General features: G+C 60.4%; 14 protein-coding genes. 3 read left to right on the top strand and 11 right to left on the bottom strand.

Going from position 1 to position 15,969, the window contains the following annotated elements:
- Position 1 precedes the first annotated feature (1 nt).
- The 7 genes from paaG to paaA are packed head-to-tail and all read right to left on the bottom strand — an operon-like array spanning position 2 to position 5,127.
- A complete protein-coding gene (paaG, locus tag M8014_RS20715) occupies positions 2–787 on the bottom strand; it encodes a 2-(1,2-epoxy-1,2-dihydrophenyl)acetyl-CoA isomerase PaaG (RefSeq protein WP_271284253.1) in 786 nt (261 codons plus the stop codon).
- Between the two features lie 2 nt (positions 788–789).
- Complete coding sequence (gene paaF, locus M8014_RS20710) at positions 790–1,557, bottom strand: 2,3-dehydroadipyl-CoA hydratase PaaF (RefSeq protein WP_271284252.1); 768 nt, start codon at positions 1,555–1,557, stop codon at positions 790–792.
- Entirely contained in the window at positions 1,554–2,624 is a 1,071-nt protein-coding gene (gene paaE / locus M8014_RS20705) for a 1,2-phenylacetyl-CoA epoxidase subunit PaaE (RefSeq protein WP_271284251.1), read from the bottom strand. The genes paaF and paaE overlap by 4 nt, the downstream gene beginning before the upstream one ends.
- A gap of 7 nt (positions 2,625–2,631) precedes the next feature.
- Entirely contained in the window at positions 2,632–3,129 is a 498-nt protein-coding gene (paaD, locus tag M8014_RS20700) for a 1,2-phenylacetyl-CoA epoxidase subunit PaaD (protein ID WP_271284250.1), read from the bottom strand.
- A gap of 14 nt (positions 3,130–3,143) precedes the next feature.
- Positions 3,144–3,890: a 1,2-phenylacetyl-CoA epoxidase subunit PaaC gene (paaC, locus tag M8014_RS20695; protein ID WP_271284249.1), complete on the bottom strand. Its 747-nt coding sequence runs from the start codon at positions 3,888–3,890 to the stop codon at positions 3,144–3,146.
- 8 nt (positions 3,891–3,898) lie between these two features.
- Positions 3,899–4,186: a 1,2-phenylacetyl-CoA epoxidase subunit PaaB gene (gene paaB / locus M8014_RS20690; RefSeq protein WP_271267444.1), complete on the bottom strand. Its 288-nt coding sequence runs from the start codon at positions 4,184–4,186 to the stop codon at positions 3,899–3,901.
- Positions 4,187–4,197: 11 nt separating this feature from the next.
- Positions 4,198–5,127: a 1,2-phenylacetyl-CoA epoxidase subunit PaaA gene (gene paaA, locus M8014_RS20685; protein WP_271284248.1), complete on the bottom strand. Its 930-nt coding sequence runs from the start codon at positions 5,125–5,127 to the stop codon at positions 4,198–4,200.
- Between the two features lie 283 nt (positions 5,128–5,410).
- Between paaA and paaZ the strand changes: the two genes are divergently transcribed.
- Together paaZ and tynA are read left to right on the top strand one after the other, a co-directional pair.
- A complete protein-coding gene (gene paaZ / locus M8014_RS20680; RefSeq protein WP_271284247.1) occupies positions 5,411–7,456 on the top strand; it encodes a phenylacetic acid degradation bifunctional protein PaaZ in 2,046 nt (681 codons plus the stop codon).
- A 176-nt stretch (positions 7,457–7,632) separates the two neighbouring features.
- Positions 7,633–9,906, top strand: a complete 2,274-nt coding sequence (tynA, locus tag M8014_RS20675) for a primary-amine oxidase (RefSeq protein ID WP_271284246.1) — start codon at positions 7,633–7,635, stop codon at positions 9,904–9,906.
- A 160-nt stretch (positions 9,907–10,066) separates the two neighbouring features.
- Here the strand turns inward: tynA and M8014_RS20670 are convergent, their stop codons facing one another.
- Positions 10,067–11,566 carry an aldehyde dehydrogenase family protein gene (locus tag M8014_RS20670; protein WP_271284245.1) on the bottom strand — a complete coding sequence of 500 codons (1,500 nt, stop codon included), beginning with the start codon at positions 11,564–11,566 and terminating at the stop codon, positions 10,067–10,069.
- A 236-nt stretch (positions 11,567–11,802) separates the two neighbouring features.
- Here M8014_RS20670 and feaR point away from each other — a divergent pair, with 236 nt between their 5' ends.
- Positions 11,803–12,711, top strand: coding sequence for a transcriptional regulator FeaR (feaR, locus tag M8014_RS20665; RefSeq protein ID WP_271284244.1), 909 nt, complete (start codon positions 11,803–11,805; stop codon positions 12,709–12,711).
- Here feaR and M8014_RS20660 read toward each other — a convergent pair whose 3' ends face one another.
- From M8014_RS20660 to M8014_RS20650, 3 genes are read right to left on the bottom strand one after another with little or no spacing between them, the layout of a single operon-like run.
- A complete protein-coding gene (locus M8014_RS20660; RefSeq protein ID WP_271284295.1) occupies positions 12,712–13,032 on the bottom strand; it encodes a YdbL family probable chaperone protein in 321 nt (106 codons plus the stop codon).
- A 7-nt stretch (positions 13,033–13,039) separates the two neighbouring features.
- Positions 13,040–13,231: a YnbE family lipoprotein gene (locus M8014_RS20655; RefSeq protein ID WP_271284243.1), complete on the bottom strand. Its 192-nt coding sequence runs from the start codon at positions 13,229–13,231 to the stop codon at positions 13,040–13,042.
- Between the two features lie 2 nt (positions 13,232–13,233).
- Positions 13,234–15,867, bottom strand: coding sequence for a YdbH family protein (locus M8014_RS20650; RefSeq protein ID WP_271284242.1), 2,634 nt, complete (start codon positions 15,865–15,867; stop codon positions 13,234–13,236).
- Between the last annotated feature and the right edge of the window lie 102 nt (positions 15,868–15,969).

Genomic DNA, 15,969 nt, shown 5'->3' with positions numbered 1-15,969 from the left:
CTTATTTCCCCGTAAACTGCGGCGCGCGCTTGTTGAGGAATGCGCTGACGCCTTCGCGATAGTCGGCGCTGCGTCCGGCCAGGCGCTGGTAATCGCGCTCCAGATCCAGCTGGGCATCCAGGGTATTGGTTTCGGCGGCGTTGATCGCCTGCTTAATCAACCCCAGGCCAAAGGTCGGCTGCGCGGCCAGATGCACCGCCAGCTGCTGGGCGGTGGCGGCCAGCTCGCCGTCATCCACCACCTGCCAGATCATCCCCCAGGCCTGCGCCTGCTCGGCGCTGATTTTCTCGCCCAGCAGGGCCAGGCCCATCGCCCGGGCGCGACCCGTCAGGCGTGGCAGTAGCCAGGTGCCGCCAGAATCCGGCACCAGTCCCAGCTTGCTGAAGGCCATTACAAAATTCACCGAGCGGGCAGCGATCACGATATCGCAACCCAGCGCCAGCGTTGCCCCAGCCCCGGCGGCGACGCCGTTCACCGCGCAGATCACCGGCTTCGGCAGTTTTGCCAGACGGCGCACCAGCGGGTTGTAAAATTTCTCAACCGACATGCCCAGATCCGGCGCGGGGCTGTTGGGATCGACGTTACGGTCATTCAGATCCTGTCCGGCGCAAAAGCCGCGTCCAGCTCCGGTGACCAGCAGACAGCGCACGGCGTCGTCGCGCTCCGCCTGGGTCAGGCACGCCGCCAGCTGCTGGTGCATCTCCTCATTAAAGCTGTTGAGACGCTCCGGGCGGTTCAGGGTAATCGTCATTACGCCCTGCTCAACGTGACTCAGAATGAAATCCATGGTTAGCGTCCTTTGAATTCAGGGGTGCGTTTTTGCAGGAAGGCACTGATACCTTCCCGACGATCCTCGGTCGCCGAGAGCAGCGTAAACAGCTGACGCTCCTGGGCCAGACCAGCCTGCAGGGCCATCTCCTGCGACTGGCGTAACGCCTGCTTCGCCGCCTGCAGCGCCAGCGGTGAGTGGCGTGCCATCACCTCGGCCTGCTGCAGGGCATATTCCAGCATCAGATCCTGCGGGTAGATGTCGCTCACCAGCCCGGCCGCCAGCGCCTGGCGGGCGGTAATGCTCTCCCCGGTCAGCACCATTTTGCTGGCCAGCGATTTGCCAACGCAGCGGATCAGACGCTGGGTACCGCCCGCGCCCGGCATAATGCCTAAGGTGATCTCCGGCAGGCCGAAGCGGGCGTTATCCCCCGCTACCACCACATCGCACAGCAGCACCAGTTCACACCCGGCACCCAGCGCGTAGCCGTTGACGGCGGCAATCAGCGGTTTGCTGAAAGCGTTGATCCGCGCCCACAGCTGCGGACGCACATCGTTGAGGGTGGCGGGCAGGTCTTTGTCCGCCATCTCATTCAGGTCAGCCCCGGCGGCAAAAAAGCGCTCGCTGCCGGTGATCACACATACCGAGATGTCACTGTCGGCTGCGGCGGCTTCAAGGGTGGTGGCCAGCTCGCTCAGCAAGGCATTGTTCAGCGCGTTACGGGCCGCCGGACGATGTAGCGTCAGTTGCAGTACCCGCCCGTGACGGGTAACGATTAATTCGCTCATGCCATCCCCTTTGCATCAAAGTCCACCACCACGTCCGCCGTCAGCGGCAATGACTGGCAGCTCAGGACATAACCTGCGGCCACTTCGTCCGGCTCGAGGCTGTAGTTGGTGACCATCTCCACTTTGCCGCGCAGCACTTTGCATTTGCAGGTGGCGCAGACGCCGCCTTTGCAGGCGTACGGCAGATCGGCCCCCTGACGCAAGGCGGCGTCGAGAATGCTTTCGTCGTCGGCGGTCAGGGTGATTTCCCGGTCGCGCCCGTCCTGGCGCACCGTCACTTTTTGCCCGTCGGCCTGCACCGTATGCGCCCGTTTCACCGTAGTACCCGGGGTGTTAAAGCGCTCAAGGTGCAGCGATTTCTCCGGCATGCCCAGCGCTTTCAGCGTCAGCTCGGCGTCGTCCATCATCGCCGCCGGGCCGCAGATAAAGGCTTCGTCAAACTGGCTAAAATCGACCAGCTGACGCGCCAGCGCCTGTAATTTTTCACCGTCGATCCGTCCGTGCAGCAGCTCGCTGTCCAGCGTCTCCTGGCTGAAGATGTGGATCACCTGCAGGCGTGTCGGATAGTGGTCTTTCAGGTCGGCAAGCGCCCCGCGGAACATCATGCTCTGGCTGCTGCGGTTGCCGTAAATCAGGGTGAAGTGGCTGTTGGCTTCGGTTTTCAGGGTGCTGGAGATGATCGCCAGCATCGGGGTGATCCCGGAGCCAGCGGCGATCGCCAGGTAGCAGCCTTCCCGCTCGGCCTGCGGCTGGTAGCCAAAATGGCCCTGCGGCACCATCACCTCCAGCGCCATCCCCTGTTTGATCTCATCCCGGGCATAGCGCGAGAAGCGCCCGCCGTCGATGGCTTTGACCGCAACGCTGATCTCGCCCGGCTGAACGCTGCGGCAAATGGAGTAGCAGCGGCGCAGCTCTTCGCCCGCAAGGCGGGCCTTCAGCGTCAGGTGCTGACCCGGGCGGAAGCGATACGCCTCCTGCAACGCCTGCGGAACCGCGAAAGTAATGGTCACCGCATCGCGGGTTTCGGGTTCGACTTTTGCCACCGTTAATGAATGAAACGTTGTCATGGCGACCTCAAATACATTTGAAATAATCGAAGGGTTCACGGCAACTGTCGCAGCGATACAGCGCTTTGCAGGCCGTGGAACCAAATTCACTGATCATCGTGGTACGGGTGCTGGCGCAGCGCGGACAGGTCACCTCGGCGGGCAGATGCGCGTGGCAGCTGTGTCCGGCGGGTGGACTGATGCCGTACTGGCGCAGGCGTTCCCGCGCGTCCGGGGTCATCCAGTCGGTGGTCCAGGCCGGATCGAGCTGGATGGCGATATGCACCGGGGCGAAGCCGTGCGCGCTCAACGTGTCGCGGATCGCGCCCATCAGATGGTCGGTCGCCGGGCAGCCGGAATAGGTCGGCGTAAAGCCGATGGCCCAGCCGTCGCCCTGCGACGCTACGCTGCGCACCATGCCTAAGTCGGTAATGGTCAGCACCGGTATTTCCGGGTCCGGGATCTGGCTTAACAGCGACCAGATCTGCGGGATTTCTGCGGGGGCGATGTCGGCGAAACGTTGCATGGCGTTCTCCTGCGTTACCACTGCTGACCGGGGTTGACGCGCTGCAGATATTGCATCTCCGCCAGCATCGGTCCCAGATGTTCGGTGTGCAGTCCTTTACGGCCGCCGCTGCGGTAGGCAGACTCTTGCGGCACGCTCAGGGTGGCTGCGCTGAGTCCGCTCAGGACTTCGGCTTCCCACTCTTCACGCAGGCTGCGCGGATCGACGGCGATGCCTTCGGCAATCAGCGCCAGGTCTACCTCGTCGGCCTCGAACAGCTCGGCGGTAAAGCGCCACAGGTCGTTGACCGCCTGCTGCATTTTTTGCCCGGAAACCTCGGTGCCGTTGCCCAGACGCTCCAGCCAACCGCGGCTGAAGCGCAGGTGGTAGCGCACCTCTTTCAGCGACTTGGCGGCGATGGCGGCCAGCTGCGGATCGCGGCTGCGGGTCAGGCGGGTGTACAGCGCCAGGTGCCAGGCATCCATAAAGTACTGGCGGGCAATGGTGTCAGCGAAGTTGCCGTTGGGCTGCTCCACCAGCAACAGGTTGCTGAACTGGCGTTCGTCGCGCTGAAAGGCCAGCGTGTCTTCGTCACCGGTGCCTTCCAGCTCGGCGGCGTAGGTTAAGAAATTGCGCGCCTGACCCAGCAGGTCGAGGCCGATATTGGCCAGCGCCAGGTCGATCTCCAGCTCTGGCGCGTGGCCGCACCACGCCCCCAGACGCTGGGACAGCACCAGGCCGTTATCACCGAGTCGCAGAACATAAGCCGTTAACGTTTTCATTTCCGACCTCACATGTGCTCGATGCCATCAGGGATGGTGTAGAAGGTCGGATGGCGGTAGACCTTGCTGTCCGCCGGGTCGAAAAACTCGCCGCGCTCTTCCGGCTGGGAGGCGATGATTTCGCTCGCCTTCACCACCCAGATTGAACAGCCTTCACTGCGACGGGTGTAGGCATCGCGCGCGTTTTCCAGCGCCATGCGGTCGTCGGCGGCATGCAGGCTGCCTACGTGACGGTGGGATAACCCCTGTTTGCTGCGGACAAACACTTCATATAACGGCCAGTATGTTTTGCTCATCTTGATTCCTCTTACGCGACATTGCGGGCGTGTTGTTTCTCTGCGTGCGCCAGGGCGGCTTCACGCACCCACGTCCCCTCTTCCCAGGCTTTATTCTTGGCGGCCAGGCGTTCGTGATTACAGACACCGCGTCCGTTGATCACCTCGTCAAACTCCTGCCAGTTGATCTCGCCAAAGCGGTAGTGGCCGCTTTCAGCATCGAAATGCAGATCCGCATCCGGCACCGTCATCCCCAACATTTCGACCTGAGAGACGGTGTTGTCGACAAAGCGCTGACGCAGCTCGTCATTGCCAAAACGTTTGATTTTCCACGCCAGGCTGCGGGCGCTGTTCGGCGAGTTGTCGTCGTTGGGCCCGAACATCATCAGCGCCGGCCACCAGAAGCGGTTGATCGCATCCTGCAGCATCTGCCGCTGGGCGTCGTTGCCCGCCGCCAGCGCCATGCAGGCTTCAAAGCCCTGACGCTGGTGGAAGCTCTCTTCTTTACAGATTTTCACCATTGCGCGGGCATACGGACCATAAGAGGTGCGGCACAGCGCCACCTGGTTGACGATGGCCGCGCCATCCACCAGCCAGCCAATCACGCCGATATCGGCCCAGCTCAGGGTCGGGTAGTTGAAGATCGAGGAGTATTTCATCTTGCCGTCGAGCATCTTCTGGTAGATGTCTTCCCGGGCGCAGCCCAGCGTTTCCGCCGCGCTGTAGAGATACAGACCGTGGCCCGCTTCGTCCTGCACCTTGGCCAGCAGAATGGCCTTGCGGCGCAGCGTCGGGGCGCGAGCAATCCAGTTGCCTTCCGGCAGCATGCCGACAATCTCGGAATGTGCGTGCTGGCCAATCTGGCGGATCAGCGTTTTACGATAGGCCTCTGGCATCCAGTCCTGCGGCTCGATGGCTGTCTCTTGCGCGATGCGCTGCTCAAAGCGTTGTTCTTCCGTCACGTCATCACCCTTATGATTCGTTTAACTAGTAATTTGAACTCAATGATGAATCACTTCGTTTCTTAAAAGTTACACAAAGGTTAAATATAACCCCAAGGATTGTTTGTTTATTTTGTGATGTGGCTCGCAAGCCTTTTGTAGAGCGGCCTCTGTGGCGGGCGGTGACGCGCGGGAATAGTCAGGTCAGATCACATCATTAACATTTCATTAAAACATTCCTTGCATTTTATGATTCAGAATCAAACTATCTATAGTGAAATCACGAACCACCTGGAGAAAGAACATGCAGCAGTTAGCCAGCTTCTTGTCCGGCGCCTGGCAGTCTGGCCGGGGCCGTGAGCGCAGTATTTCGCACGCCATCAACGGCGAAGCCCTCTGGAGCGTCACCAGCGAAGGGCTGGATATGGCCGCCGCGCGTCGCTACGCCATTGAGACAGGCGGTGAAGCCCTTCATGCCATGACCTTTATCGAACGCGCCGCAATGCTCAAAGCGGTGGCGAAACACCTGCTGAGCCACAAAGAGGTGTTCTATGCCCTGTCGGCACAAACCGGTGCGACCCGCGCCGACAGCTGGGTGGATATCGAAGGCGGTATCGGGACGCTGTTTACCTTTGCCAGCCTCGGCAGCCGCGAGCTGCCGGACGACACCCTGTGGCCGGAAGATGAACTGATCCCTCTGTCGAAAGAAGGCGGGTTTGCCGCACGTCACGTAATGACCTCAAAATCCGGCGTGGCGGTGCACATTAACGCCTTTAACTTCCCCTGCTGGGGGATGCTGGAAAAACTGGCCCCGACCTGGCTGGCGGGAATGCCAGCAATCATCAAACCGGCCACCGCCACCGCGCAGGTGACTCAGGCGATGGTGAAAGCCATTGTCGACAGCGGGCTGGTGCCGGACGGGGCGATTAGCCTGATCTGCGGCGGTGCCGGGGATCTCCTCGACCAACTGGACAGCCAGGACGTGGTGACCTTTACCGGCTCGGCGGTGACCGGACAGATGCTGCGCATCCACCCGAATATCGTCGCCAAATCGATTCCGTTTACCATGGAAGCGGATTCCCTCAACTGCTGCGTGCTGGGCGACGACGTCACGCCGGAGCAGCCGGAGTTTGCGCTGTTTATCCGCGAAGTGGTGCGTGAGATGACGGCGAAGGCCGGGCAAAAATGCACCGCCATCCGTCGCATTATCGTGCCGCAGGCGCAGGTTGAAGCGGTCAGCCAGGCGCTGATCGCCCGGTTAAACAAAGTGCCATTTGGCGATCCGGCCCAGGAAGGGATCAAAATGGGATCGCTGGTCAACGCGGAACAGCGCGCTGACGTGCAGGAGAAAGTGGATGCGCTGGTGGCTGCAGGCTGTCAGACCCTATTGGGCGGTAAAGCCGACATGAACGCGGCGGGTGCCTTCTTCCCACCGACGCTGCTGTTCTGCCCGCAGCCGGATGAAACCCCTGCCGTGCATGCCACCGAGGCCTTTGGCCCGGTCGCAACGTTAATGCCCTATCAGACCCGCGAACACGCCATGGCGTTGGCGCGCGCCGGTGGCGGCAGCCTGGCCGGGACGCTGGTGACCGCGGATCTGCGTCTGGCGCGTCAGTTTATTGCTGGCGCGGCACGTGCTCACGGCCGTATTCAGATCCTCAATGAAGAGTCGGCGAAAGAGTCTACCGGCCACGGTTCCCCGCTGCCGCAGCTGGTACACGGCGGTCCGGGTCGCGCGGGCGGTGGCGAAGAGCTCGGCGGCCTGCGCGCGGTAAAACACTACCTGCAGCGCACGGCCATTCAGGGCAGCCCGAGCATGCTGGCCGCCATCAGCCAGCAGTGGGTGCGCGGTGCTCAGGTGCAGGAAGACCGGGTCCATCCGTTCCGCAAACACTTCGAGGAACTGCAGCCGGGTGACAGCCTGCTGACCCCGCGCCGCACCCTGACTGAAACCGACATCGTCAACTTTGCCTGCCTGAGCGGAGATCATTTCTATGCCCACATGGATAAGATTGGCGCGGCAGAATCCATTTTCGGCGAACGCGTGGTCCACGGTTACTTCCTGATTTCTGCCGCCGCCGGGCTGTTTGTCGATGCGGGCGTTGGGCCGGTGATCGCCAACTACGGGATGGAGAACCTGCGCTTTATCGAGCCGGTGAAGCCGGGCGATACCATCCAGGTGCGCCTCACCTGTAAGCGCAAAACGCTGAAAAAACAGCGCACCCCGGAAGAGAAACCGACCGGCGTGGTGGAGTGGTCGGTTGAGATTTTCAACCAGCACCAGCAGCCGGTCGCGCTGTACTCCATCCTGACCCTTGTTTCACGTCAGCGCGGAGATTTTGATTCCTGATCCCTCTTTTGCCGGGTAGCGCCGCGCGCGTTACCCGGCTTCTGGCACATCTGACAAATCATCTGGCAAACGCAGGCAAACGGTGCACACCGCGATATTGCTATGTTGGCAATGAATAAACCGCGCGCAGAACAGCGGTCCTGAGTGGATAACAACACAAACAACAGAGGTTAATCATGGGAAGCTCCTCCAGTCTTTCTCCACGTAAAACGGCGCTGGCGCTGGCCGTCGCCGGTCTTCTTTTTGCTCAGCCGCAGGCGCTGGCGCACGGTGGTGCCGCGCATATGGTCGAGATGGATAAAACCCTGACCGAATTTGGTGCCGACGTAAAATGGGACGATTACGCCCAGCTTTACACCATCAGCAAAGACGGGGCCTTTATCAAAGTGAAGCCGGGCGCGAAAACCGCCATCGTCAACGGCAAACCGCTCACCCTGCAGGTGCCAGTGGTGATGAAAGACAAAAAGGCGTGGATCTCCGAAACCTTCGTCAACGATGTTTTCCAGTCCGGCCTCGATCAGACCTTCCAGGTAGAAAAGACGCCGCACCCGCTGAATGCGTTAAGCGCCGATGAGATTAAACAGGCCGTCGAGATCGTGAAGGCTTCGCCGGACTTTAAACCGAACACTCGCTTTACCCAGATCGCGCTGGCCGAGCCAGATAAAGCCAAAGTGTGGGATTTTGTGCTGAACGGGACTGCAGTCGATGCCCCGCGCCAGGCCAATATCACCATGCTCGACGGCAAATACATTGTCGAAGCGCTGGTGGATCTGAAAGATAAGAAGATCCTGCACTGGGAGCCGATCAAAGACGCACACGGCATGGTGCTGCTGGACGACTTTATGGCGGTGCAGAGCATCATCAACGGCAGCAAAGAGTATGCCGAGATCGTCAAAAAGCGCGGTATCGCCGATCCGAGCAAAGTGATCACTACCCCGCTGACCGTCGGCTACTTTGACGGTAAAGATGGCCTGAAGCAGGAAGACCGGCTGCTGAAAGTGGTGAGCTACCTGGACGTGGGCGACGGCAACTACTGGGCGCACCCGATTGAGAACCTGGTGGCGGTGGTCGACCTGGTTGAGAAGAAGATCGTCAAAATTGAAGAGGGTCAGGCGGTGCCGGTACCGATGATCCCGCGCCCGTATGATGGCCGCGACCGCATCCCGGTGGAGCATAAGCCGCTGGAGATTACCGAGCCGGAAGGCAAGAACTACACCATCACCGGCAACATGATCCACTGGCAGAACTGGGATTTCCACCTGAGCCTCGACTCCCGCGTCGGGCCGATCCTCTCCACCCTGACCTTTAACGACAACGGTAAAAAACGCCAGGTGATGTACGAAGGCTCACTGGGCGGCATGATCGTGCCTTACGGCGACCCGGATGTGGGCTGGTACTTTAAAGCCTATCTGGATTCCGGCGACTACGGGATGGGCACCCTGACCTCGCCGCTGGTGCGTGGCAAAGACGTGCCGTCGAACGCCGTGATGCTGGATCAGATTATCCCGGATTACACCGGCCAGCCGATGACCATCCCGCGGGCGATTGCCGTTTTCGAACGCTACGCCGGGCCGGAGTATAAGCATCAGGAGATGAATCAGCCGAACGTCAGCACCGAGCGCCGTGAGCTGGTGGTGCGCTGGATCAGTACCGTCGGTAACTACGACTATATCTTTGACTGGGTGCTCCACGAGAACGGCACCATCGGGATCAATGCCGGTGCCACCGGGATTGAGGCAGTCAAAGGCGTGATGGCGAAAACCATGCACGATCCGAGCGCCAAAGACGATACCAAATATGGCACGCTGATCGACCACAACATCGTCGGCACGACCCACCAGCACATCTATAACTTCCGTCTGGATATGGACGTGGACGGCACCAGCAACAGCCTGGTGGCGATGGATCCTGAAGTGAAACCCAATACCGCAGGCGGCCCACGCACCAGTACCATGCAGGTGAATCAGTACAACATCGACACCGAGCAGCAGGCGGCGCAGAAGTTTGACCCGGGCACCATTCGACTGATGAGCAACGTCAGCAAAGAAAACCGCATGGGCAACCCGGTCTCCTATCAGATTATCCCGTACGCAGGCGGCACCCATCCGGTTGCCAGCGGCGCGAAATTCGCCCCGGACGAATGGATTTATCACCGCCTGAGCTTTATGGATAAACAGCTGTGGGTCACCCGCTACCATCCGAACGAGATGTACCCGGAAGGGAAATTCCCGAACCGCTCCATTCACGACAGCGGCCTGGGCCAGTTCAGCAAGGATAATGAGTCGCTGGATAAGCAGGATAACGTGGTGTGGATGACGACCGGCACAACCCACGTGGCGCGTGCAGAAGAGTGGCCAATTATGCCAACGGAATGGGTCTATACCCTGCTCAAACCGTGGAACTTCTTCGATGAAACACCGACGTTAGGTAAAAAGAAAGACGCGCAGTAAGGCAGTTGTTGGCCGGGCTAATCCCCCGGCCTTTTTTTGGCTTTTGCCTGGCACCACGGAAAAGACGCACACATTGAAACGGTCACCTGAGGTGACCGTTTTGTTTTACCTTGTAGGCCCGGGCAAGCGTAGCGCCGCCGGGCGATTCGAGGGGAAAGGGTTAGTAACGCACGCAAACCGATTTGGTTTCGCACCAGCCATCCAGCCAGTCCGGACCAAAATCACGCCCAGTACCGGATTGCTTCATCCCGCCGAATGGCAGGTTGGCATCGATCAGGGTATGGCTGTTGATCCACACGGTGCCGGCCTGCAGGCGGTCGGTGTACTCCAGCGCTTTGCTGACGTTTTGCGTCCAGACGCTGGCGGTCAGGCCGTATTCGCTGTCGTTCGCCAGGCGCAAGGCTTCTTCGCCATCGGCGACGCGCACCAGGTTCACCACCGGGCCAAAGACCTCTTCGCGGGTCAGGCGCAGGCTGGCGTCCGGGTTAACCACCAGCGTCGGCGAGACATAGTAGCCCTGGCCGTTCGGGCCACGGTTGCCGGTAATCAGCTCGGCGTGTTTTGACTGAGCTTCATTCAGGAAGGTCTGCACTTTGTCGCAGTGGGCGCGGGACACCAGCGGGTTGATGTGTGCTTCCGGTGACATGCCCGGCCCGACGCTCAGGGATTTGACCGCCTGCTCAAAGCCGCTCACGACCGTATCAAACAGCGGGGCTTCGATATAAATACGCGAGCTGGCGGCACACACCTGGCCCTGATTCAGGAAGCTGCCGGTCATCAGTCCTTCAATGACCCATGACGGATCCGCATCCTGCAGCACGATGGCCGGGTTTTTACCGCCCAGCTCCAGCGTGACGCCGGTCAGCCGATCGGCGGCGGAACGCGCAATCTGCTTGCCCGTCGCCGTCGAGCCGGTAAAGCTCACCTTGGCGATATGGGGATGGGTGGTCAGCGCTGCGCCGCAGACGGCGCCGCTGCCGGTCACCACGTTGAAGACGCCGTCCGGGATCCCGGCTTCGGTCGCCAGTTCTGCCACCCGCAGCAGGGTCAGCGGCGTGGTTTCGGAAGGTTTGATAACGATCGAACACCCTGCCGCCAGCGCGGGCATCACTTTCCACATACCAATCAGCAGCGGGAAGTTCCAGGGTACGATCCCGGCGACCACCCCAATTGGCTCTTTGCGGGTCCACGCCTGGTAGCGCGCGCCCTGCGGCATCGGGATAGAGAGATCCAGCGTTTTACCGGCGATTTTGGTGGTCAGCCCGGCGGTGTAGCGCATCCAGTTCAGGGTGCAGCCCACTTCAAAGGCGCGGGAGATATGAATGGATTTACCCTGCTCCAGGGTTTCGAGCTGCGCCAGCTCCTCGGTGTGCTGCTCCACCAGATCGGCAAAGCGCAGCAGAATGCGTTCCCGCTCGGCGGGCAGTTTGCCGGACCAGCTGCGGGCGACAAAGGCCCGCCAGCCGGACATCACCGCGCGGTCAACGTCCTGCGCGCTGGCATCGGCGGTGGAGGCAATCACCTGACCGGTAGCCGGGTTAAACACCTCCAGCCGTTTTTCACTGTGGGATTCGGACGGGCGTCCTTCAATCCAGAGGCCATGTTGGCGATCCAGAAATTGCTGCACGCCTGGCAGTACTGCGACCTGTGTATCAGACATAGCTTTTCCTTATTATTCGCAGGGTGTCAACGCAGTCTAAGATGGCTTCAGGGATCATGCTTTTATCTCTGTGACATTCGTTTTGCCGCCTGTGACAGGGACCGCAAAATGCGACAATACTGCCGTTTCGCCCGCTGAGATTGCGGACTTCTTTCCGGTATTTCGTCCCCTGTCACGGGCAAATAGATACATATCTGCAACAATATTGAAACATTGACAACGTAGCGGGTAACGACATGGTGTGTGCAAGCGAAAAGGATCAGTATCAGCAGTGGCTGGCGCAGATTAACCAGGTGTGCGGCAGCTTTGCCGGTCGGCCGCTGACGGGTGAGTTTTTTGGCGAGCTGGAATCAACCTGGACCGGTAACCTCAAGCTCAGCACCGTAACCGCCAGCGGTGTGAACCTGTTTCGCACCCGCCAGGAGATCAAGACCAGCAACGACGCCTGGTTCTACACCGTTTTTCAGATTGAAGGTGAAGCCGGGCTGGAACAGGACGATCGACAGATTGTGTTGAACGCGGGCGATATCACCCTGATCGACGCCTCGCGCCCCTGCTCTATCTACTGGCCGGAAAAATCCCGTCAGATTTCGCTCCTGCTGCCCCGTCAGATCCTCGAACAGCATTTTCGTTTTCAGGAAGTGAGCTGCGCGCACAAGCTCTCCCGCACCCTGCCCACCGTTCAGCTCAGCTACCGGTTATTGCAGGAGAGCATGAGCAACCCGGCCTTGAGCGAAACGGAAAGCGAAGCCGCGCTGGAGGCGATGGTCTGCCTGCTGCGCCCGGTGTTGCAGCAGCGCGAAAGCGTGCAGCCGCGCAAGGAGCGTCAGTTTACCCACGTCCTGACCCTGATTGACGACCATATCCAGGCCGAGCACCTGCGCCCGGAGTGGATCGCCTCTGAAAGTGGAATGTCGGTGCGCAGTCTGTACCGGATGTTCGCCGAGAAAGGACTGGTGGTGGCGCAGTACATTAAGAATCGCCGACTGGATCTGTGCGCGCAGATGCTACGCGGCACCCGTGATGATGAAAAGCTGGCGGGGATTGGCTACAGCTGGGGCTTTACCGACCATAGCCACTTCTCCACGGCGTTTAAGCAGCGCTTTGGTATTTCGCCTGGCGAATACCGCAAACGCCATCGCTAGTTACTTCTGTAACCATTTACCGTTAATACCCTGGACATACTCCCCGGGGTTAGCGCGCGCCACCAGCTTGGTCCCGGCCATTTTGGCCACTTCATCCACCGGAATATTGTTGCTGTCGGCAAGCCGCTGATAGCTGTCGGCGCGCGCCTTGTTAATCTGCTCGACCAGCGCCAGCGTGTCGCGATCCCGTTCGCGCGGAGCGATATAGCCGCTCAGGGTTTCCCCTACCCGCCCCTGGGCGCGGGCCTCGTTCAGGGTCAGCGCGGCTGCCGGGGCGCTGATTCCCAGCGTCAGGATCAGGAGAGCCAGTGTTTTTCTCATCATGACCTCAGAACAGATCGCTGCGCGACTTCAGCAGCGACTCCACGTCTTTATCCACTTTGATGTGGATCTCGTGTTCGATTTTTACGTTCATATTGATGGTGATCGGCTCCTTCGATGCCGCCACTTCGATCCTCGGCGTACAGCCTGTCAGCAGCAGTATCATGCTCACGGTGATCCCACCGGCCAGCTTTTTCATGGTTATTCCTTACATTCCTTGCCTGTCGGACAGCGGTTATCCGGTAATGCTGTGTGTTCCTCGAGCCATGTCTGCAGATTGTCGCCAAAACGCAGGCTGCGCCAGAGGGTAAACACGTTCTCCCGATGGGTGTAATTCAGATGGACGGCATTGGTGTGCCCGTCCACCCGACTGGCACCCCGGATCGCCGACTCCAGGGTTAACTCGCCAAGATTATCTACATTGAGTTTCGTCCACGACTGGGATATTTCCATATAGCGAAGCCAGTTAATCCCCAGGCCCGCCCCGGCGTTGTCTTTGATAATCGCATCGGCGGTGTCTTTGTCGATGCGCAGGGTCATCGGACCGGCGTTGCTCAGCCAGCCATCTTTGATGATCCACTTTTCGTTGTCCAGCCAGAACGGCAGCGCCCCACTGAACGCGCCGGACATGGCAAACTGTTTGGGATTAATGGCGCCAATCAGCTCGCTGGACGAGATATTCTGCACCCGCAGCAGGGCCGCGTCGTGCTGGGGCAGCCGCAGCTGCTGCATGGTCACTTTGCCCCCCAGCAGATCAACGCTGACGTCGGTCAGCAGCAGCGGGTTGACGTCGCTCCAGGGGTAATCGCCCTGCAAGTCGGCGGTGATGTTGCGCGCCGTGACCTGGTTAATCACTTCACCAATGCGCAGCGTCACCGGGCCTCTCGTGCCCAGCGACCAGGTGCCCTCGCTGAACCGGAACGGCAGGACAAAATCGACGCCATTGATTTTGTTGTCCGGCATCCAGACACTGCCCCCGGTCAGCACCCCGTGCCCTCCGGCCTCAAAGCCCTGATCGGACGCGGCAGAAAAAGCCACCTGAGCATACAGCTCGCCCTCCCTGAGGGTCATTTTCCAGTCCGGGGGGATCAGCGGCTGGAAGACACTCAGGGACTGTTTCGGCCACCACGCCTGCCCGCGCAGGCGCTCGCCGTCCCAGCGGCCATTAACCTGCACCGGGCCGATCGCCTCGGCGTGCAGCGTGCCTTTGTACTGAAAGAAGGTCGGATCCGTACCGTCGACGCTGAACTTAAGCGACGAGGCAGGTAACAGGCTGCCGCCGCTAAAAGTGGTTTCTTTGGCATCAAACGCCAGCGCGCCGCTTATGTGCGGCCGATCGGGGTCGCGCTGCCAGCGGATGGGGCTGTCCAGCGCCAGTCGCGGCTCGCTGACCAGCATGGTGCCGTACTGCAGTTTGTCGAATCCGGTCGAGAGTTCGCTGAGCTCAATCACGCTGTCGCGCCACTCCCCCCGGCCCGCCACGTCCCAGCGGGCATGCATCGGCGTAAAGTGACCCTCGCCCCAGTAGCGCCACTGCCATACGCCGTTATCCGGCAGGAAATCGTTGGCCTGACCGTCGAGGTGCAGCGTGAAGTCGCCCATCTCCTGTTCGTGGGCGCGCAGGATCGCCTGCAGACGCCCATCCATGCCCTTTTGGGTGAGCGCAACCCCGGCCAGCGGCCAGCGCACTTCGTCGATATTCAGGGAGTTGATGATTCGTCCACGGGAGCGCAGCAGCGCACCCGGTGCAAAGGTCAGCCGGGGATCGATCAGGCTGCCGGTCAGCGTCGCCGGCAGCCTGGCGTACAGCGTCAGGTCATTCTGTTTGGCCTCGCCGGTTAACTGCAGCGGCATGGCGCTGTTATCCATACTCAGCTTGCCAGGGCCAAAGGTCAGTACCGCGTTGCCTTTTCCGGCATCGCCCTGCGTCAGCACGTTCATTCGCCCGCTGATCAGGGCGTTTTCGCTGCCCTGCTGCCAGTTGTCGATCTTAAGCCCCAGCCGTCCGCTCAGCGGGATGCCCGCCCGATCCCAGCGCCAGCGACCGTCGCTGATGGTCAGTCTTTCGGGGGTGATCTGCCAGGGGAGATCGAGCAGCGGTTCGCCACTCTCCCGGGCGATCATCACCAGCTGCCCCTGGTTCTCTTTCCACGCCAGATCGGCATCCAGCAGCGAGGGGAGTTGCGGCACCGAGAAGGTCGCCACCGCGTGCCCCTGCACCGGCAAACCGTCCGGCACCAGCGGGAGGGTAAACTCCCCTACCAGGGTAACGGGCTGCCTGAAATCGGGCAGATTAAGACTCACATCACTGATGGTTAAGACGCGGCCCTGCAGCTTGCCGCGCAGGCTGAACTGGTCGCCGTCGTAGCGAATATCCTGCACCGTCGGGGTTAACGACGCGGTCAGTTTGCCCTGCCACTGTTGCCAGGGCGAGAGCGTCAGGCGGTCGATGGTCAGCCAGGTATTGGGCAGCATCGATTGCCATTCGGCGAGGGTTTTCGGCGCGGCGGGCGTTGGCTCGCTGGCGGGGATTTTACTCAGGCAGGCGCTGTTAAGATCCAGCCCGGCAATGGTGATTTTCCAGCGGCTCGGGTGGCTGAGGGTAGCATCTTCAACGCGGGCAATTTCGCAGTCATCCACCAGATAACGCAGATCGGAAATCACCAGTGCATTACGGGTCAGGCGCGGGCTTTTTTCAAAGGCGATTCGGGTGCCCGCGGGTAGCCAGACCCCGGCCAGAGTGGGTACCCATTGCGCGAGCGTAAGCAGCAGCGTCAGCGGCAATAAAATGATTAACAGTAACAGCGCGATCGCGGCTTTGTATTTACCCTTCATGGGCAGTCAATATCCTGATTTAGCGAAAATTAGCCGGTTTTGCCGGATAGTGTGGCATGTTTCGCCAGACAGTTGAAGCGAAGGCCATTGTAAGAATAGATG

The sequence above is a fragment of the Silvania hatchlandensis genome, assembly GCF_025564065.1.
GTDB lineage: Bacteria > Pseudomonadota > Gammaproteobacteria > Enterobacterales > Enterobacteriaceae > Enterobacter > Enterobacter hatchlandensis.
This window is presented reverse-complemented; position numbering and strand designations above follow the sequence as displayed.